The organism is Methanothermobacter defluvii (genome assembly GCF_003385755.1).
Taxonomy (GTDB): Archaea; Methanobacteriota; Methanobacteria; order Methanobacteriales; family Methanothermobacteraceae; genus Methanothermobacter; species Methanothermobacter thermautotrophicus.
In genome coordinates, this window is the sequence record NZ_QREL01000003.1 from 91,912 (window position 1) to 110,035 (window position 18,124).

At 51.4% G+C, this 18,124-nt stretch carries 25 protein-coding genes; 17 read left to right on the forward strand and 8 right to left on the reverse strand.

Features of this window, described 5'->3' with window-relative positions:
* Window positions 1-21: 21 nt before the first annotated feature.
* The 12 genes from cbiQ (at window position 22) to C7452_RS08185 (ending at window position 9,984) form a co-directional block, all read left to right on the forward strand.
* A complete protein-coding gene (cbiQ, locus tag C7452_RS08130; protein ID WP_048060748.1) occupies window positions 22-783 on the forward strand; it encodes a cobalt ECF transporter T component CbiQ in 762 nt (253 codons plus the stop codon).
* A 173-nt stretch (window positions 784-956) separates the two neighbouring features.
* The gene (locus C7452_RS08135) at window positions 957-1,793 is read left to right on the forward strand and encodes an ATP-binding cassette domain-containing protein (RefSeq protein ID WP_115892784.1); all 837 of its coding nucleotides are present in this window, start codon (window positions 957-959) and stop codon (window positions 1,791-1,793) included.
* A gap of 11 nt (window positions 1,794-1,804) precedes the next feature.
* Window positions 1,805-2,263: a riboflavin synthase gene (gene ribC, locus C7452_RS08140; protein WP_048061180.1), complete on the forward strand. Its 459-nt coding sequence runs from the start codon at window positions 1,805-1,807 to the stop codon at window positions 2,261-2,263.
* A gap of 23 nt (window positions 2,264-2,286) precedes the next feature.
* Window positions 2,287-2,871, forward strand: a complete 585-nt coding sequence (locus tag C7452_RS08145; RefSeq protein WP_170130332.1) for a flavodoxin family protein — start codon at window positions 2,287-2,289, stop codon at window positions 2,869-2,871.
* A 25-nt stretch (window positions 2,872-2,896) separates the two neighbouring features.
* Window positions 2,897-3,595, forward strand: a complete 699-nt coding sequence (locus tag C7452_RS08150) for a glycosyltransferase family 2 protein (protein ID WP_115892786.1) — start codon at window positions 2,897-2,899, stop codon at window positions 3,593-3,595.
* Window positions 3,596-3,633: 38 nt separating this feature from the next.
* Window positions 3,634-3,960, forward strand: a complete 327-nt coding sequence (locus C7452_RS08155; protein WP_048061182.1) for a DUF2304 domain-containing protein — start codon at window positions 3,634-3,636, stop codon at window positions 3,958-3,960.
* Between the two features lie 17 nt (window positions 3,961-3,977).
* Window positions 3,978-5,111: a glycosyltransferase family 4 protein gene (locus C7452_RS08160; RefSeq protein WP_245942901.1), complete on the forward strand. Its 1,134-nt coding sequence runs from the start codon at window positions 3,978-3,980 to the stop codon at window positions 5,109-5,111.
* A gap of 80 nt (window positions 5,112-5,191) precedes the next feature.
* Entirely contained in the window at window positions 5,192-5,878 is a 687-nt protein-coding gene (locus C7452_RS08165) for a (Fe-S)-binding protein (RefSeq protein ID WP_115892788.1), read from the forward strand.
* A complete protein-coding gene (locus C7452_RS08170; protein ID WP_115892789.1) occupies window positions 5,871-7,061 on the forward strand; it encodes an LUD domain-containing protein in 1,191 nt (396 codons plus the stop codon). Before C7452_RS08165 ends, C7452_RS08170 begins: the two co-directional genes overlap by 8 nt.
* A 102-nt stretch (window positions 7,062-7,163) precedes the next feature.
* Window positions 7,164-7,874, forward strand: a complete 711-nt coding sequence (locus C7452_RS08175) for a (5-formylfuran-3-yl)methyl phosphate synthase (RefSeq protein WP_010875780.1) — start codon at window positions 7,164-7,166, stop codon at window positions 7,872-7,874.
* A gap of 18 nt (window positions 7,875-7,892) precedes the next feature.
* Window positions 7,893-9,374, forward strand: coding sequence for an IMP dehydrogenase (gene guaB / locus C7452_RS08180; protein WP_115892790.1), 1,482 nt, complete (start codon window positions 7,893-7,895; stop codon window positions 9,372-9,374).
* 16 nt (window positions 9,375-9,390) lie between these two features.
* Complete coding sequence (locus tag C7452_RS08185; protein ID WP_238374218.1) at window positions 9,391-9,984, forward strand: molybdenum cofactor guanylyltransferase; 594 nt, start codon at window positions 9,391-9,393, stop codon at window positions 9,982-9,984.
* Here C7452_RS08185 and C7452_RS08190 read toward each other — a convergent pair.
* The 8 genes from C7452_RS08190 to C7452_RS08220 all read right to left on the reverse strand — a co-directional run bounded on the left by C7452_RS08190 (window position 9,974) and on the right by C7452_RS08220 (window position 14,607).
* Entirely contained in the window at window positions 9,974-10,177 is a 204-nt protein-coding gene (locus tag C7452_RS08190; RefSeq protein ID WP_048060751.1) for a pseudomurein-binding repeat-containing protein, read from the reverse strand. The two genes, C7452_RS08185 and C7452_RS08190, sit on opposite strands and share 11 nt — an antisense overlap.
* A 146-nt stretch (window positions 10,178-10,323) precedes the next feature.
* Complete coding sequence (locus tag C7452_RS09215; RefSeq protein ID WP_245942902.1) at window positions 10,324-10,536, reverse strand: hypothetical protein; 213 nt, start codon at window positions 10,534-10,536, stop codon at window positions 10,324-10,326.
* 15 nt (window positions 10,537-10,551) lie between these two features.
* Window positions 10,552-11,082 (reverse strand): hypothetical protein, encoded by a 531-nt coding sequence (locus C7452_RS08195; protein WP_245942903.1) that lies wholly within the window; start codon window positions 11,080-11,082, stop codon window positions 10,552-10,554.
* Between the two features lie 32 nt (window positions 11,083-11,114).
* Window positions 11,115-11,693 carry a precorrin-6Y C5,15-methyltransferase (decarboxylating) subunit CbiT gene (gene cbiT, locus C7452_RS08200; protein ID WP_115892792.1) on the reverse strand — a complete coding sequence of 193 codons (579 nt, stop codon included), beginning with the start codon at window positions 11,691-11,693 and terminating at the stop codon, window positions 11,115-11,117.
* A 78-nt stretch (window positions 11,694-11,771) separates the two neighbouring features.
* Window positions 11,772-12,332, reverse strand: a complete 561-nt coding sequence (locus tag C7452_RS08205; protein ID WP_048060752.1) for a UbiX family flavin prenyltransferase — start codon at window positions 12,330-12,332, stop codon at window positions 11,772-11,774.
* A 41-nt stretch (window positions 12,333-12,373) separates the two neighbouring features.
* A complete protein-coding gene (locus tag C7452_RS08210) occupies window positions 12,374-13,594 on the reverse strand; it encodes an HD domain-containing protein (protein WP_010875787.1) in 1,221 nt (406 codons plus the stop codon).
* Between the two features lie 48 nt (window positions 13,595-13,642).
* Entirely contained in the window at window positions 13,643-14,074 is a 432-nt protein-coding gene (locus tag C7452_RS08215) for a molybdopterin synthase catalytic subunit (protein WP_115892793.1), read from the reverse strand.
* Entirely contained in the window at window positions 14,071-14,607 is a 537-nt protein-coding gene (locus C7452_RS08220; protein WP_048060754.1) for a nicotinamide-nucleotide adenylyltransferase, read from the reverse strand. The genes C7452_RS08215 and C7452_RS08220 overlap by 4 nt, the downstream gene beginning before the upstream one ends.
* A gap of 150 nt (window positions 14,608-14,757) precedes the next feature.
* On the opposite strand from C7452_RS08220, the gene C7452_RS08225 reads away from it, so the two are divergent.
* From C7452_RS08225 to C7452_RS08245, 5 genes are all read left to right on the forward strand, one after another.
* A complete protein-coding gene (locus tag C7452_RS08225; RefSeq protein ID WP_115892794.1) occupies window positions 14,758-16,464 on the forward strand; it encodes an ABC transporter ATP-binding protein in 1,707 nt (568 codons plus the stop codon).
* Window positions 16,465-16,469: 5 nt separating this feature from the next.
* Window positions 16,470-17,021, forward strand: coding sequence for a flavin reductase family protein (locus tag C7452_RS08230; protein ID WP_245942904.1), 552 nt, complete (start codon window positions 16,470-16,472; stop codon window positions 17,019-17,021).
* 8 nt (window positions 17,022-17,029) lie between these two features.
* Window positions 17,030-17,425, forward strand: coding sequence for a universal stress protein (locus tag C7452_RS08235; protein ID WP_115892796.1), 396 nt, complete (start codon window positions 17,030-17,032; stop codon window positions 17,423-17,425).
* A gap of 98 nt (window positions 17,426-17,523) precedes the next feature.
* Window positions 17,524-17,703 (forward strand): hypothetical protein, encoded by a 180-nt coding sequence (locus C7452_RS08240; protein WP_238374266.1) that lies wholly within the window; start codon window positions 17,524-17,526, stop codon window positions 17,701-17,703.
* A gap of 258 nt (window positions 17,704-17,961) precedes the next feature.
* Window positions 17,962-18,123: a rubredoxin gene (locus C7452_RS08245; protein ID WP_013295425.1), complete on the forward strand. Its 162-nt coding sequence runs from the start codon at window positions 17,962-17,964 to the stop codon at window positions 18,121-18,123.
* Window position 18,124 lies beyond the last annotated feature (1 nt).

Genomic DNA, 18,124 nt, shown 5'->3' on the forward strand with positions numbered 1-18,124 from the left:
CGATGGCATCAGGTGAGGATAATGAACATCTCAGTTGACTACTATGCACATAACAACAGCCTGAGGGAAAGCAGCACGGGCTTCAAGATGTCCCTCTGCATAATTACAATGATAATATCAGTGATATCACCCACACCGCTAATCCCTGCCATCGTGGCGGTTTTAATGACCCTCACCATCCTCTTCGTGGCGGATATACCTGCATCATACTACCTGAGGTTTGCAGCGGTCCCTGCAGGTTTCGGGCTTTTAACCCTTGTCCTCATGACCCTCTTCTTCGGTGTGAACCCTGCAGCAACCATAATGGGGCTCAGGGTGTACAGTGATGGTCTTCAGACAGGCCTGCTTGTGTTCTCAAGGATCATGGGAGGATTCTCCTGCCTGGCATTCCTTGCCCTCACAACGCCGGTGAATGAGATATTCCATGAACTTGGAAGGCTCGGAGTGCCGCCAGCCCTAACCGAGATAGCCCTCCTCATGTACAGGTCAATCTTTGTCTTCATTGAGGAGGCCTCGGTCATGTACCATGCCCAGGATACAAGGCTCGGATACAGCGGCCTCAGAAACTCCTACAGGTCCCTGGGCCTCCTTGCAGGCAACCTATTTATAAGATCATGGCTCAGGGGCGAGACCGTCTACCGTTCCATGGAGTCACGGTGCTACACAGGATCCATGCCATCACTGAGGAAGCAGTCCATGGGGTTCAGGGGCATGGCCATGATCATCCTCTTTGACGGTCTCCTTGTGACAGGTCTTCTTTTCACGTCAGGGGTCTGGTTATGATCCTCTGAGATCTGCTGATATCCTCACATCGGTTTTTTGATTTCTGATACCTCCAGATGGTGGGCTATGAATTTATCCATTCATGATCTGTTTCATCGATCCGATAGGATTAAGCAGACTTAAATATAGAATACACATTATTATCATAACGTTTAAGGGATCACGGTGTGAACATGAGGATTATCGAGGCAGTAGATATCAGATACACATACCCTGATGGCACAGAGGCCCTCAGGGGGATCAACTTCCATGCAGAGAGGGGGGAGGTCGTGGCCCTCCTGGGACCAAACGGGGCTGGTAAATCCACGCTGTTCCTCCACTTCAACGGGATACTTCAGCCCACCAGCGGGAAGATAATGATAGATGGGGAGGAACTCGACTACAGCAAATCAGGGCTGATTAAAGCGCGTCAGAAGGTTGGAATAGTTTTCCAGAACCCTGATGACCAGCTATTCGCACCGAGGGTGGATGAGGACGTGGCCTTCGGACCCCTCAACATGGGTCTTTCTGAGGATGAGGTTGAGGAGAGGGTACGGGACGCCCTCCAGAAGGTGGGGATGCTGGGATACGAGAGCAAACCACCCCACCACCTCAGTGGCGGTGAAAAGAAGAGGGTTGCAATAGCAGGTATACTTGCAATGAAGCCGGATATAATGGTTCTGGATGAGCCAACCTCTGGCCTTGACCCCAGGGGTGCCTCACAGATCCTCAGGCTCCTCCACAACCTCAACGAGGAGGGAATGACCATAATCATATCAACACATGACGTTGACCTCGCCCCCCTCTACTCCGACAGGATATACATAATAAGTGATGGAGAGATAATAAGTACAGGGGCGCCTTCCGAGGTCTTCTCTGATATCGATACTATCCGTGGTGCCAACCTGAGGCTTCCAAGGATAGCCCACCTCGTTGAGATACTCCAGAAGGAGGATGACCTTCCCTTTGAGGAGCCCTACCCCCTGACAATAGGGGAGGCCCGGAGGAAACTCCGTAACCAGCTCAGATAGGTGATTTCATGATAAAGGTCGGGATCTGCGATACAACCTTTGCAAGGTATGATATGGGCGGAGCTGCAATCGATGAGCTGAAGAAGCACACTGCAGGTATAAAGATCATAAGGAGGACCGTCCCCGGGATAAAGGACCTTCCGGTGGCCTGCAAGAAACTCATAGAGGAGGAGGGCTGTGAGATGGTCATGGCCCTCGGGATGCCAGGTCCAGAGGAGAAGGATAAAGTATGCGCCCACGAGGCATCCACGGGTCTCATACAGGCCCAGCTCATGACGAACACCCACATACTTGAGGTATTTGTACATGAGGATGAGGAGGATGACCCTGAAGAACTCAAGGTCCTTGCAGATAACAGGGCAAGGGAACATGCCCAGAACCTCATCATGATGCTATTTAAACCAGACAGGCTTACACGTGAGGCCGGTATGGGTCTGCGTGAGGGCAAACCCGATGCCGGGCCACTTTAATGAAACAGAAGGAGGTTGATTTCATGGTTAAGGTTATTGGAATCTGTGGAAGTCCAAGAAAGAATGGTAACACCGAGATACTCCTCAGGGAGGCTCTTGATGCCGCTGAGGAGGCCGGTGCAGAGACTGAACTCGTGAGACTCGCAGGTCTTGATATAAATCCATGCAGGGCGTGTGACTCATGCAAGAAGACAGGTGAATGCGCCATCGAAGATGACCTCAACAGGGTGGTTGAACTGGCAGCATCCGCCCATGGAATAATAATAGGGAGTCCGGTCTACTTTGGTTCCGTGACAGCCCAGACCAAGATGTTCATGGACAGGACAAGGCCTCTCCGTAGTGAATTCAGGCTGGCAGACAGGGTCGGCGGTGCTGTGACCGTGGGGGGGTCACGAAACGGTGGCCAGGAAACAGCCTGCAGGGACATTCACAGCTTCTTCCTTATACATGAGGCAGCTGTTGTGGGCGACGCCTCACCCACTGCACACTACGGAGGAACCGGTGTCGGCGGTGCAAAGGGCGAATCAGCCGATGACATGACAGGTATCGAAACAGCAAGGAACCTTGGAAGGAGGGTCGCCCTCCTTGCAGCAAGGATCCATGGCTGAATCCAGAACTATCTGAGTGGAATTCATGGCTGAACACAGGCAAGAGGACGTTGCGGTTGTTGTACCTGTATACAATGAGGAGAAGACCGTGGCGGGTGTCATAGAATCCCTCCTTGATAGGGGCTACAGGGTCATAGCCGTTGATGACGGCTCAAGGGATTCAACCCCTGAGATACTTGCAGGAATAGCATCTGAAAGGGATGGATTATCTGTTTACACCCACGTCATAAACAGGGGTCTCGGAACGGCCCTGAGGACTGGTCTGAGGGCGGCTGTGGATGAGGGGGCCTCCTGCATCGTCACCTTTGATGCGGATGGGCAGCATGACCCTGATGATATTGAGGGGGTCATCGAGCCCCTCCTGAAGGGGGAGGCCGATGTGGTGATAGGTAGCCGGGACTTCTCTGAGATGCCCCTTTCAAGGAGCCTCGGGAACACCCTAATGAACCTGCTGACCCTCCTGTTCTATGGTTGCAGGGTTTCAGATTCCCAGTCTGGTCTGAGGGCATTCACAGCCAGGGCAGCATCAGTCATTGATATAAAGAGCAGAGATTACGGTGTTTCATCCGAGATAATAGGTGAGATACACAGAAATGGTCTCAGGATGAGGGAGGTTACAATAAAGACGATATACACTCCCGAGACAATATCCAAGGGGACCAGCACCTCAGTGGGTATAAGGATACTTCTGAGGCTGATCCTGAACATGCTTAGAAGGGTTTAAACAGGAGATCAGCTGTGAGATCCAGTGTTGGTGAGTTTATGATATATCAGGTTATTGGAACTGTTATTGGAATTGCAGGTATAATTGTATCCTTTGCGAGGTTCAGGGAGTCAAGGACGTCGCCGGGGGGTCTTCTTCTCTGGCTGATACTCTGGGTTTCGGTCATACTCTTCTCACTTAACCCCCCGTTCTCAACCAGGATCGCCAACCTTCTTGGCATCGGCAGGGGACTTGACTTTCTACTCATAATAGGCATACTCGGAGCCTATTACCTCCTTTTCAGGATATACCTCATGGTCGACAGGATCCAGCAGGACATAACCGAGCTTGTCCATGAAATCGCCCTCAGGGAACATGATGATTGAGGAAACAGGGGGTTCATATGAGGATATGCATCGTTACGGAGTACTTCCCTGGAGGCGAGGAGCTGAACATCCGGGGCGGTGCAGAGGCCTGTGCCTTCAACGAGGCCCTTAAACTGTCAGAGAAACATGAGGTCACGGTACTGACATCAAGGACCCCTGAAAACCCTGAGAACTACAGATGCGGGAACATGGAGGTTATCTGCTGTGGCCCTGTGAGGTCCTATGTCCAGGCGGGTTCAATCACAGGGAGACTCTCCTTCATGTTATCAGCATACCGTGAGGGATTAAAACTTGACCCTGACGCGGTGATTGGCTACAACTTCATAACACACCCCGTTGCCTGGATGATCGCAGGAAAAAGGAATGCTGCGGCACTGGCCCGCTACCATGACGTCTGGATCGGGGAGTGGGTGAGGAACATAGGGGTTTCAGGCATCCTCGGTGAGCTGCTTGAGAGGTACACACTCTCACGGAGATTCGACAGGATAGTGGCGGTATCTGAGTACACAGCAGGCAAGATCCTTGAGAGGTATCCCTGGCAGCAGGTCTCTGTTGTTCATAACATGGTCGACTTCAGGACACCTCCTGTCCGGAAAACCAGCACACCATCAATTGCATGTGTATCACGCCTTGTTGAATACAAGAGGATCCAGGACCTCATAAGGGCGGTTTCGGTGATAAGGGAGAAGTTCCCTGATATAAGGTGCCGGATAATCGGCACAGGTCCCCTTGAGGAGCGTTTAAGGGGTCTTGCACGTGAACTTGCTGTTGAGGATAACGTTGAGTTCATGGGCTTCGTTGAGAAACACGCAGATGTACTGGAGGTTATAGCAGAGTCCTGGGTCTTCTGCCTTCCAAGCGTGGTTGAAGGCTTTGGAATAGTTGTTGTGGAGGCCATGGGCTGCGGGACACCCTTCGTGGCTGCCAGGATACCCCCTGTAATGGAGGCAAGCCAGGAGAAGGGAGGACTTTTCTTTGAACCCGGAAACTGGCGTGACCTTGCAGAGAAGCTTGAACTTTTGCTCTCCAGCGGAGAGCTCCATGAAAGGTTAAGCTCTGAGGCTGCAGATGTTTTCAGGGACTACAGTGCAGATTCCATAGGTAGAAAGCTGGAGAGAGTGCTGACGGAGGTCACAGGCAGGGATGAATGATTCCCCCCATGGGTGTATTCGTGGTTCTTTTTCTCAGGGCTGCTGACAACTATTAATAGTCAGGGAACATAACTGATATTATGGTTATCTACTTCAGAGGATGTCTTGCAAGGGAGAGACTGCACGGGATATCCAGGGCCACAGAGAAGATACTCAGAGCCGCAGGACTGGAATACAGAGTCCTTGATGAAGAGTCATGCTGTGGTTCGGTCCTTCTGAGGACAGGGTTCCTTGAAGAGGCAGAGATTCAGATAAGCAGGACAGGAAGCATGCTTGATGGGGAGGAGGTTGTTGTATCATGTGCTGGCTGCTACAGGACTCTCAGCAGGGATTACAGGGAGAGAGGTTATAATATAGCCGTTAAGCACATATCTCAGCTCATAGAGGAACTGATGGCAGAGGGTAGGATTGAATTTGAGAAAACAGACCTGAAGGTGACCTACCATGACCCCTGTCACCTCTCACGCCACAGCGATGAAAGGGACACATCCAGGGCTATTCTGATGGAATTAACAGATTTCAGGGAAATGGAACATCATGGCAGGGACTCCAGATGCTGCGGTGCCGGAGGGGGGCTGCGTTCAGCCCAACCTGATGTATCGTCTGCTGTGGCATCTTCACGGATAGAGGAGGCTGAAGGGACCGGGGCAGACGTCCTGTGCACCTCCTGTCCATTCTGCAGCCTCAACCTCGGAGCAAGATCCATGAGGGTCATGGACATAACAGAGCTCCTATCGGAACTTATCAGGAGGAGAAACGTTGAATGAGAGTGAAATCCGCCAGATGAGGATTTCCTTCAGCAAACTCAATGAAAGACGCCTTGAACTTCTGGATAGGCCAGAGGTGGCTGAACTGGCAGACAGGGTCAGGACGATACGTGAATCATCCATTGAGAACCTCAACGAACTCATAGCAGGGGCATCTGAACGCTTCACGGAAAACGGCGTCGAGTTCCATCTTGCAGCTGACGCTGATGATGCCTGCAGGATAATATATGAGAGCCTCGAAGGTGACACCATTGCAAAGTCAAAGTCCAACACCCTCTCCGAGATAGGGCTCGCAGATTACCTCAGGAGGAGGGGGGTGGAGGTAATTGAGACGGACCTGGGGGACCGTATACTCCAGCTTGCAGGTATAGGAAAACCTGCGCACCCTGTTGGACCGGCTCTCCACCTGGGTGTATCTGAAATAGCGGCCATAGTAAGGGATAAACTCGAAGCTGACATCAGGGATGATCCCCATGAGATAATGGAGGCGGTGAGATCCGATATACTGCAGTCCATAGCTGAATGCAGTGCAGGGATAACCGGTGCCAATTCTGTGGCAGCCTCTGATGGATCAGCTGTTATAGTCCATAACGAGGGAAACGTGGCCAGGCTCTCACTCATGGACACACACATCATGGTCTTTGGTGTGGATAAACTGGTCCCTCAGATCGAGGATGCTGTATCGGTGGTTAAACTGGAGACCGCCTATGCCACAGGTACCAGGGTGCCATCCTACATCAACGTGATCTCAGGACCCTCAAAGACCGCGGATATAGAGAAGATGCTCCTAACCGGGATGTACGGTGCATCAAGGGTCATAGCAGTTGCAGTTGACAACGGGAGGTCCGAAGCATACCCGGAGGCCCTCCTCTGCATAGGGTGCGGCAGCTGCATAGTCAGCTGTCCCGTCTACAACACAGTCGGGAACAGGTTCGGTTACCGTGGATACCTGGGGGGCCGTGGTGTTGTTATGAGCAGCTTCATTGATGGCAGGGAAGCTGCAGCTGAATCAGGCCTCTACATGTGCACCCTGTGTGGTCTCTGCACCGAGAAGTGCCCGGTTGGAACACCCACGGCTGAGATGATGGAGAGGCTCCGGCGGGACTGCGTTGCCGCGGGTATAAGGCACCCAAGCCACATGAGGATAGCGGCGCGGATACTCAGGAGGGGTTCACCCCTCTGAAAAGAAAGGTATAAAAAGGTGCTGTGCTAGATAAATTAAAAAAATTATCATATCATGTTTCTTGGGATATTCATTCCATGATTTTTACCAGGAGGTTATAGATTGCTTCTATTGATAAGTCCAATTAACACTGAGGAGGCACTAGAAGCCATAGAAGGCGGTGCAGACATAGTCGATGTTAAGAACCCTGCAGAGGGATCCCTGGGAGCAAATTTCCCGTGGGTGATCCGCAGGGTCAGGGAGATGACACCGGAGGACATGCTTGTAAGCGCGACACTGGGTGATGTGCCCTACAAGCCGGGCACAGTATCCCTTGCAGCCATGGGGGCGCTGGTGTCAGGAGCTGACTACATAAAGGTGGGTCTATACGGGACCAGAAACTATGATGAGGCAGTTGACGTCATGAAGAACGTTGTGAGGGCTGTTAAGGACCAGTCAGACGCCATCGTGGTTGCAGCCGGCTACGCTGACGCTCACCGTGTTGGCGCTGTTGAACCCATGGAGATACCCCGCGTTGCGGCTGATTCCGGTGCAGACCTTGCAATGCTTGACACCGCCGTTAAGGACGGTAAAACACTCTTTGACTTCATGGACATGGAAAAACTGGAATCCTTTGTATCAGCTGCCCGTGATCATGGACTGAAGTCAGCCCTCGCAGGATCAGTTGGCAGGGAACACCTGAAACCCCTCCATGAGATTGGCTGCGACGTTGTAGGCATAAGGGGGGCTGCATGTGTTGGCGGAGACCGCAACACAGGCAGAATCCACAGGGACGCTGTGAGGGAACTCAAGGAACTCCTGGACAGCTTCTAAATTAGCTGAGGGATTTGAATGTACAGGAAAAAATTAACTGAAGCAGAAACAGGTTACACATTTGATGATTTTCTTCTTCTTCCCCAGGCATCATATGTGGAACCCAGGGATGTGGAGACCGCTGGCAGGGTATCAAGGAATATAGAGCTCAAGATACCCGTAATCAGCTCCGCCATGGACACGGTAACAGAGTATGATATGGCCATTGCAATGGCACAGGAGGGTGGAATGGGGGTTATCCACAGGAACATGAGCATCAGGGACCAGGTCGAACAGGTGAAGAAGGTTAAAAGATCCGGAGACATCACAATAAGGGACGTTATAACAATATCACCTGATTCAACCCTCAGGGAGGCCCATGAAATCATGGACCAGGAGGAGATAAGTGGTCTGCCGGTTGTTGAGGACGGTGTGCTCATAGGTATAATAAGCCGCAGGGACATTGAACCCATCTTCAACTCAGATGCGGACAAGAAGGTTGACCAGGTCATGACAAGGGACGTTGTCACCGTGGACGAATCCATAACCCCCAACGAGGCCCTTGACATAGCCTACGAGAACAAGGTCGAAAGGCTCCCTGTTGTGAAGGATGGAAGGATCGTCGGCATGCTCACAATGAAGGATATACTGGAGCGCAAGAGGTACCCCAACGCGTCCAGGGACAGTGAAGGTTACCTCAGGGTCGCAGCCGCCACAGGCCCCTTTGATCTTGAAAGGGCCAGGGCACTGGATGAGGCTGGCGCAGATGTGCTGGCAATCGACAGTGCCCATGGACACAACATGAACCTTGTGAAGAGTGCCGGGGCAATGAAGAAGGAGATAGAGGCTGACCTCATAGTCGGCAACATAGCAACCAGGGAGGCTGCAGAGGACCTCATTGCACAGGACGTGGACGGTCTAAAGGTGGGAATAGGGCCCGGTTCAATGTGCACAACAAGGATCATAGCAGGTGTCGGTGTCCCCCAGCTCACAGCCATAGCAGAGGTGGCTGACGTGGCCGCAGAATATGGAGTGCCTGTCATCGCCGATGGAGGTATAAGGTACTCAGGGGACATTGCAAAGGCAATAGCAGTGGGCGCCGACTGTGTGATGCTGGGTAATCTCCTTGCAGGTACCTATGAGGCCCCCGGTGATGTTGTGGTTATGAACGGACGTAAATACAAACAGTACCGTGGAATGGGGTCCCTCGGTGCAATGACAGGGGGTATAGGTGCAGGCACGGATCGTTACTTCCAGGAACCCCGCGGGCACATGAAGCACACCAAGGTGGTGCCTGAGGGAGTGGAGGGTGTTGTCCCGTACAGGGGCACGGTAAGTGAAGTTCTCTTCCAGCTCATAGGCGGTCTGAGAGCATCCATGGGCTACTGCGGTGCCGCTAACCTAAGTGAGATGAAGGAAAGGGCGAAGCTGGTCCGGATAACTTCAAGCGGTATCAAGGAGAGCCACCCCCACGACCTCCTCATAACCAATGAGAGTCCAAACTACCCGACCCTCAAATAATTATTTTTTTATGGAAATGAGTGAACTTGACTCTGTTGCTGTCCTCTGCGGTGGCAGGGGAAGGCGGATGGGCTCAGATAAGGGACTTCTTCTCATGGATGACCGGCCCTTCATAGAGATCATAACAGCAAAATTACTTGGACATTTCAGTGATGTCCTTGTGGTTCTGCGTGACACTGACCAGGCCGGGACCTACAGGGGCATCCTCGATGACCGTGTGAGGATCCTGACGGATGAGCTGCCTGGTGCAGGACCCCTTGGAGGAATATACACTGCACTGGGGAATATATCAGGGGATGCTGCGCTTTTCCTCCCCTGTGACGCGCCCCTTGTTACGGACGAGTTCCTGGTGAATATGAAGGAGTGCTTCCGGAGGCTTGGGGATTCCTGTGACGCCATAGTACCATGGGGGGATGATGGACCGGAACCCCTCCATGCTGTGTACTCTGCCAGGGTGAGGGGGACTGTGGAGGCGCTTCTATCCAAAAATAAAAGGAGAGTGGGGACTCTGATTGAATCCATTAACTCCTGCCGCATAGCCGCAATCAGACTGGATCCGACACTTCAAAGCTTCAGGAACTTCAACCGTCCGGAGGATCTCAGGATCTGATATCAACTGTGCGTGGATTCCTTCCCATCTCAAGAACAAACTTGTTTACACGCTCAATCATGTCGATGTAGTGTTCTTTATGGATTTTCTTCCCATCGACAAGAGCATATTTCGGTAGAGACCCGTACAGATTCTTAAACTCAATTATCTCGCTAACCATTTCCCTATACTGCTCTAGGGTCAACCTTTCCATGGATACCAACCACAGGAGTTTTTCTATACTCTCTTTATCATAATATATAAGTTATACGATTTTATTTTCACATCAAGCCAATATTAAAAATTTAAATTAAAATATGAAATCTTTCTGGCCCCCTTTACTGAATTCTTCCCATGAACTCAACTGAGGACCTCCACCCGCGCCTCCCTGTTGAAGGGGTTCTTCCTCACTGCGAGGGAAAATAGGTAGGGGTAGTTCTCACTCAGGTGCTCCATGTAGCCAAGCCACTCCCCGATAACTGCACTGTAGGCCCTCGTAAGGTCACCTGCAAGGTGTTCATAGTCTGAAGGCGGGAGGGAGGTGATATCCTCCCTGGCCTCGAGCTCCTCCATCAGATGGAACACGGCTCAGAGCATATCTGTGAAACTCTCATGTTCAAGTAGATTAGGATTTTCCAGGAGCCCAAGGAGGAACTTCCTCCTTGATACGAGAAACTCCCTAAGGTAATGCAGGAGTTCAATGCTCTCCTCTGATCCAAGCTCAAAACTGAAGTCCAGACCATTGAACTCATCAATTATTTTTCTGAAATCATCACTGCTCCAGGAGGTATCCATGATCAGTCTGGATGCAATGAACGGTGTGTTTGATTCAAAGGGGGACACCTCCCTCAGGAACTCTGTACCGGTTTCACTGAAGAATGCACCTATGACCATGTTGAGCTTTTCAAGCCTCTCAGAGAGTTCCCTTCGGGATATAGCGGCCTCAACAACTATCACCACTATAAGTATCTCCAGGGGCACGAATGCAAGGTCTATACCAATGTAGAAGAGCTCTGTTTCAGGTTTATGGAATATCAGATATAAAATGAAGTATATGGATGCTGATACAAGTACCAGAAGAAGCGCCAGTTTTACTCTCCAGTTAATTTTTGTCTTCATTGGATACCCCCTGTATCTGGGTTGCTTTCCAGTTAATCTTTGTTTTCATGGGATACCCCAGTGTATATCAGTGCAACAGGGTTCCTTGAGACCATCATGGTGCCTCTATCAAGTGCACGGCCCCTTGCTATGTTGAGTTCAGTGATGTTCACATCAAATCCAAGGTCCCTGAGGCACTCCATTGCCTCAAACTTCGTCTCAAGGAGTATCGCCGTCACGATTATCCTGCCACCGGGCTTCAACTTATCCTTTATAATCCTGAGGATCTCCTGCAGTTCACCCCCGCTACCACCCACAACTGCAATGTCGATGTCAGGGATCTTACAGAGGGCCTCAGGGGCATCACCCTCCATCAGTGTTACATTATCTCCAAGGCCATGCCTCTGGAGGTTCATCTCAGTTGTTAAGATGGCTTCAGGGTTCCTGTCGATTGCATAGACCCTTCTGACCCTCCCTGCAAGTTCTAGGGTCACTCCACCGGTTCCACAGCCCACATCAACGGCAACATCATTTTTACCGGGCTCTGCAAGGCACATGATGAGGCATCTCACTTCCATGGCGGTTGGGCCCGGGACTGAGGGGTTCTTTATGAACTCATCGTCGGGTATCAAGTCATCACCTTTACTGGGGGGTTATTCCATCATCGTTGAACTCATCGTCGGGTATCAGGTCATCAAATCTTAATGCGGTTAGATATCCTTACCTGTCCACCTTCTGAAGAGGTCGTTCTCTATTCCAAGTACATCAAGGACCTTTCCAGCTATGAAGTCCGCCATATCCTCTATGCTGGCGGGTTTATGGTAGAAACCTGGCATGGCAGGGAGTATTATCCCACCCTCCCTTGAGACCCTGAGCATGTTTTCAAGATGGACACTCCTCAACGGGGTTTCCCTTGGGACGAGGACAAGATCCCTTCTCTCCTTCAGGCAGACATCTGCAGCCCTTGTAAGGGAATTCTCAGCATATCCGTTGGCTATGGCAGAGAGGGTCTTCATTGTGCAGGGAGCGATGACCATTGCCCTGAAGGGGGATGATCCGCTGTTTATGGATGTTGTGAAGTCACTGGCATCGAAGCACTCATCTGCCAGTTCCTCAAGGGCCCCTGGTTCAATCCCAAGTTCATATCTTATTATCTCACGTGCGGTGTCGGTTATCATGAGTCCAATCCTCACTCCAGCCCCTCTGAGGGCCTTCAGGATCCTCTCACCATAGATAACACCACTCGCACCTGTCATGGCAAGTATTATCATTTTAATCACCTTCATTCATGGAGGAAACATCTTTCAGAAGATCATCTGAACCGGAGGTAGTCCGGGACTGTTAGGCGCAGCTGCCTTGGATGGGAGGGCCTTCTCTCAGGGAGGTCCATGTAGTCATGGAGGCTGAAGTCCCTGAAGGACCCTGCAAACTCCCCGGGAACATAGACACAGATATCTGCATGATTGAACCTGGCCTCCTTCAGGGCCCCGACGAGGCTTGAAATGTGGCTCAGGTTTACAATTGAGTCACCAACAGAGACCTGGGTCCTCATCTCATCAAAGGCAGGGTACTCGGGTAGATTCACCACCACGTAGTCGGGGTCGAGGCCCATGTCCTCTGCTATCTCCTCCTCAGCCCTCTGTATCTCTGCCTCCGTTATCCTGAAGACCCTATCAGGGTCCTCAAGTTCATTGAGCTTCACCGAGTCAACGGTCTTGAGGAGGTCCCTGTTATCAAGCCTCCTCATCATATCACCTGCAAGGCCCTCCTGGTTCCTGCACATGACGATGAGGTCCATGTCGTCGTACCTGTAGATCCTGGACGCGTCCAGGACGCCACCTGATATGAGGCTCCTGAGGCACCTCCTGAACATGGAGTTCACGATCCTGGTGGTGTGGTGCTGGTATACGCTGGGGTACATGAAGTACCTTGCAAGGAGGGCGGATTCGGCTGCCTGGACGCCCTTCCTGTCGAGTACAAGGTCGTTCTCCATCTTCATGTTGTATATCAGCCTTTCAACGTCGATTATACCGTAGGCCACACCTGTGTAGTGGGAGTCCCTGAGGAGGTAGTCCATCCTGTCAACATCCAGCTCCCCGCTGATGGCCTGGCCAAGGACTCCCTCACCCCTGAGTATCCTCATAACCTGCCTGAGGTCGAACTCCTCGGATATTATGTCCCCAAGGATGGATTTTCTTATCAGCTCCCTTGTGAGGCTCTCATGGGACATCTCAAGGACACCCTCGGATACATGGGAGAATGGGCCGTGCCCAACGTCGTGGAGGAGGGCGCACAGCCTCAGCACCCTCTTCTTTTCATGGCCAAGACCGAGGTGCTCTGCAAGTCGTGATGCAAGGTACATGGCACCTATGGAGTGTTCGAACCTTGAATGGTTTGCACCGGGGTATATGAGGCTGGTGAATCCGAGCTGCTTTATGCGCCTGAGGCGCTGGAACTGTGGCGTGTCAACTATCCTGACCTCGAACTCACTCAGTTTCAGGTTTCCATGGACGCTGTCCCTTATGAATTTCATGTCCTGCCCCGTTAATCTGTTCCAGGAGGTTTCTGCCCTGATTTTTTTTCAGCCGCCTGACATTATGATATTCTTACCGCTGTCGGTGTACTCCTCCTTCCTAAATTCAATTTCATGCTTTGTCCTCTCAATTATCTCACTGAGGGCCTTCAGTGTCTCCTCACGATGCGGACCGGCCACAGCCACCATGAAGAGTGTCTCTGAGGTGTAGAACTCGCCGAGATAGTGGACCACGGCAACGTCCCTTACCGGGTACTTCCTCCTGACATCCTCCACTATACCCTCAAGCTCAATCTGGGCCCTCTCAGTGTCGGGTGTTGTGAGTACCAGCTTATCTATCCTCTTATCATCCACACCACGAACAATACCCTCGAAGGTGAATATGGCCCCGCATTCATCGAGGTATGGGCTTTTCTTGAGGTTTTCTATGAGGTCCTCCATCCGGTAGGCCTCCTTCTCATCGGTTACCCGTACAATCATGATATCCCTCCAAGTTCACTGACCTCCTTTTTTGCAAGGTGTTTTATCCTTTCAACACCATTGATCTCATCTATAACCTCCACCACAGATTCAGGGAGGAGGGAACGCCAGTCCCCATCATCCAGCATCCTTCGCCTAACCTCTGTCCCGGAGTACCTGTCACGGTAGAAGAGCGGCGGGGCTGTAACCTCGTAGCCATCCTCACTGAATAGCCTCTGCACGAGTGGGTTCCCGCTGTAGACCCTGTCAAAGGGTGGTGTGAGCATCTTTATGTGGCCCACCCAGAGGGCGTTGCACTCTATGTCCTGGACAGGGATGATGTAGTAGCGTGATGCAGGGATCCCGTTTTCACTCAGGGCCTTGGTGAGCATCATGACCCTCTCACCTGCTGTGAATGGATCGCGGATGCTGTGGCTCAGCTGTGCACTGCCAATACATATTATGAGTTCATCGACCTCCTCGAGTATGCTCTTTATGACCTGCAGGTGGCCCCTGTGAAATGGTTGCATCCTTCCAACCAGCAATCCCCTCATTGTCATCACCGCATAAAGTTATTATGTCAGTAAAACTATTAGAACTATGGTGCTTCTAGTATATATTCATGGAGCCGGTGGCGATTGTGGATCATTCAATGGCAGTCTGCAGTTCATGGACACTGCCAGAGGAGATGGGCAGGTGATACAATGATAAGGGTAGAGAACCTGACAAAGACCTATAAACTGGAGAATGGAGACGAATTCAGGGCACTTTCTGATGTTAACCTTGAGGTGGCCGAGGGTGAAATACTCGGAATTCTGGGCATGAGTGGATCAGGTAAGACAACCCTCCTGAGGATACTGAGGGGTGTGGAACCCTTTGATTCAGGGAGGATCACCCTTGATGATGTAACAGTTGAAGCTGATTCCAGCCAGTACTATTTCTCTAAGCTGAAGAAGAAGACAGCCATTCACCTGCAGAGGTCCTTTGGTCTCTGGGCAGAGACAGCCCTTGAGAACGTTATAAGGAAGCTCTACGCTACAAGGTATGGTGATGAGTCCATGACAGACTTTGACTATGCCTCTGATGAATTCGGTGAGGATGCCATGGAGCTCCTGAGGGTTGTTGGACTTGAACACAAGGCTGACCACTTCGCCCCGGTACTGAGCGGGGGTGAAAAACAGAGGCTCATAATGGCAAGGCAGCTTGCAAAGAAACCCCGGGTCCTTCTACTTGATGAACCGGCAACCATGTCCTGCCCGAGGACCAAGCAGGAGATACTGGACGCCATAAAGAACATAAACAGGGAACTCGGTGTCACCGTGGTCCTTGTATCCCACCTCCCGGAGGTCCATGAGTACCTGGCCGACAGGGTGGTGCTCATGGATGGGGGCCGCATAGTTGATGAGGGCGAACCCTCATCCATTATAGGAAGGTTCCTTGAGGACATCGAACCCCCTGTTGAATACACTCCGGGGGCCAGAGGGAAGGAGATACTCAGGGTCCGTGGTCTCGGGAAGAGGTTCGTACTCCTCAAGGGTGGAGCTGTCCTGGAGATGAGTGATGTTAACCTCGATATAGCTGAGGGGGAGATGGTGTCCATAATAGGCCCCAGCGGAGCAGGTAAGACAGTCCTCCTCAGGATGATAGGGGGTCTGGATCTACCTGATGAGGGTACAGTGGAGTTCCGCCTCAACAATGAATGGGTCAACATGCATGAGCCTGGCGTTAAGAGGATGGGAATAAGGCGAAAGATGGGGTTCATGCACCAGGAGTTCGCCCTCGTGCACCATGCAACCATAAGGAGTCAGATCGCCTCAAGGCTTGGTGTTAAGGGAGAACATGTTGTTGCGGAGGCAAAGAAGAGGGCCGATGAACTCGGAATAAGTGACATGGTCCTCGATGTCCTTTACCAGCTCACTGATCTTCCTGAGACCGAGGCACGGTACCGTCTGGAGAAGCTGGGCCTCTCACCTGAGATACTTGAGGAGCTCTTCCCAAGCTTCCCTGACAGTGAGGTTAAGAGGTATGCTGAGCCCATATTCAGGGCCCTTGACCTTCCCCTGAGTATACTTGACAGGAGGTCCTATGAGCTATCAGGCGGCGAGAGGGTGAGGGCGACCCTTGCCCTTGTACTCGCATCGAGGCCCGATGTACTGATACTGGATGAGCCCTTCGGGGACCTGGACCCAATCACACTGCGCATGGTCTCCAACTCCCTCAAGAGGATCAACATGGAGTTCGGGACAACCATCATAATGGTGAGCCACCATGTTGACTTCATAAGGGAGCTCAGCACCAGGGCCGTGATGGTTGAGGATGGAAGGATTGTGATGGATGGTGAACCAGGTGAACTCTGTGATGAATTTGTTGAGAGGAGTCATGCAAGATACCTTCAGAGGGTTAAGGGGTGATGTCCATGGATTTTGAGGATTTTCCGGTTGAAAGCGCCCACAGGATACTGACACCCAGACCGACGGTTATGGTAACAACCGTGGATGAGAAGGGTAACATCAACGCAGCCCCCTTCTCATTCACAATGCCGGTCTCAATTGACCCGCCGGTTGTTGCCTTTGCATCGGCGCCAGACCACCACACAGCCAGAAACATTGAGAGCACACATGAATTTGTTATAAATATAACACCTGCAGATATAATTGAACGGATGTGGGTCACCGCCAGGGACATTCCAGCAGGGGAGAATGAACTCGAGGCTGCGGGTCTTGCCTGGACCTCTTCCAGGAAGGTGAAGCCTCCAAGAATCGTTGAGGCCCCGGGGCACCTTGAATGTGAACTCCTCCGGATGTTTGAGGTGGGGGACCATAACCTTATAACAGGGTCTGTGGTGAGCGCATCGGTGCGTCCTGGAGCTGTGAAGGAAGGCCTCCTTGATGTTGAGTCTGTGAAGCCTGTCCTCCATGTGGGTGGAAACAAGTTTGTCATAGGTGATCATGTGAGGCATGTTGAGTAGGTGGTTTCATGTTTGAAAAGATAATGGTTCCAACGGATGGCTCAGAGTACGCTGCAAGGGCAGAAGATATGGCCATAGAACTCGCAGGGCGTCTGGGTTCCGTGGTGATTGCAGTCCATGTCATCGATGAGAAGCTGATATACCCCTTTGATGTCCTTGAGGATGAGGGTAAGGAGATACTGGCGTCTGTTCAAAGGAAGGGGCGTGAGGCTGGTGTCCGGGTTGATGAGGTACTTGTCTTTGGCAGCCCGGCCCATGACATGAAGAAGATCACAGAGAAGACAGGGGCTGATCTTGTGGTTATCGCATCCCATGGGAGGTCAGGCCTTGAGAAACTGCTGATGGGTAGTGTTGCTGAGACAACCCTCAAGACTGTGGATGTTCCGGTCCTCCTGGTGAAATGATAATTTTTTCACCCCTGGTTAGAAAGGTATATATGGAAGTATATAATAATCTGATATATCAAAATTTGATATATCAGAGAGGTGTTAGGTTGAAAAGGGTGTTCAGCGGTATAAAGTCCTACCTTACAGACTGGAAGAACCTTCTAACCCACAGCCTCGTGGGTGTTCTGATACTCTTAATCGCCCTCTATGCACCCGTAAGCCCATACATTAGGATGGGCTTTGTGGGATGCGTTGTTGGATTCAATGTATTCAGAATGAAGTACCTCGACCAGTAAAACTCTTTTTTTAAGGACCTCCGGGTCCTGCAGATATTATTTTTTGGATTAATCCGGACGTATATTATTCTTTGCTTCAGATCTTCTTTTTATCAGCAGATACCCTGCTCCCTATGCGCAGCCCATTAAACAAGTTATCAGATGGATGCCGGGCCTCTCAACACTATAAGGCTTTCGCAGTGAATTTATAGATAATTTTAAATTTTAGGAGAGTAATAAAGATATAGCGTGGCAGCTATAAAATTAGAGGTATCAGCCATGAAGAGATACAAGTGCCGTGTATGCGGATACATCTACGACCCCGAGAAGGGCGAGCCCCGGACGGACACACCACCGGGAACACCATTTGAGGACCTCCCGGAGACCTGGAGGTGCCCCTCATGCGGTGCAAAGAAGAAGATGTTCAAACCACTGGATTGAG